Origin of the sequence: Mesorhizobium sp. M0019 (assembly GCF_040323975.1) — a bacterium.
Lineage (GTDB): Bacteria > Pseudomonadota > Alphaproteobacteria > Rhizobiales > Rhizobiaceae > Mesorhizobium.
Genome location: NZ_JAMYVK010000146.1, coordinates 1 through 783, shown reverse-complemented (window position 1 = coordinate 783; position 783 = coordinate 1). Strand labels below are relative to the sequence as shown.

Sequence of the window (783 nt, the reverse complement as noted above, 5' to 3'; positions counted from 1 at the left end):
AGAGTATGGGAGCTCGCGGAGCGACTGCACGGCGTAGTCGTATTGTTCGGTGTGTCCGCCATCCACCAGCAGGCGTGCCACCCGTTCCGGTTCGGCCGCGCAGATGTCGGCCGATTTGATGATGGCCCGGATGACGCGCTTGGTGGCAGCTGGATTTTTCTCGGCATACGCGGCGTTGACCGCCAGCATGCAGCAGTAATATTGTGACCACGGCCGGTCCTTGGAACTGTCGAGGATGACGTGGCCGACTTTGCGGGTGCGCAGGTCCTGAGCCTCAGGCGGAAAAGCCAGGAAGGCGTCGACCTTGCCCTCGGCGAAGAGCTCCGCCGGCTTTGCCTCGCCGACGATCCATTCGATGTCGCGTTGCGGATCGAGGCCGATATAGGTCGCCATAGCACTGACGAAGATATGCGGATCCGACGATAGATTGCCGCCGACGCCGACTTTGCGGCCCTTGAGATCCGCGATGCTCTTGATGTTCTCGCGTCCGAACAACTCGTAGCAGCCGACATGGACTCCGGAGATCACCTTGATCGGAGCGCCAGTGTCGACCGGAATGATTAGGGCCGTGGCAAAGTCAATGCCGAAGTCGATGTCGCCGCGCGCCAGCATCTCGGTCTGGGCGATACCGGCCTCGGCGGCCACGAAGCCGAAATCTGAGAACCCCTCTGCGCGGATCAGATCCTCGGCGACGTACTGCGGAGCGATGCAGATACCCGGCGCCGCCGCAAAGCGGGCGACCGTGGTTTCAGGTGCCGCTTCGGCGGCGGCCGCGTTGCGGCC

1 protein-coding gene is annotated in these 783 nt (G+C 63.2%); it reads right to left on the bottom strand.

The genetic code is table 11. The features are described from left to right. On the bottom strand, positions 1-783 hold a 783-nt coding region (locus tag NKK47_RS35065; RefSeq protein ID WP_352579938.1), incomplete at both ends, for an ABC transporter substrate-binding protein.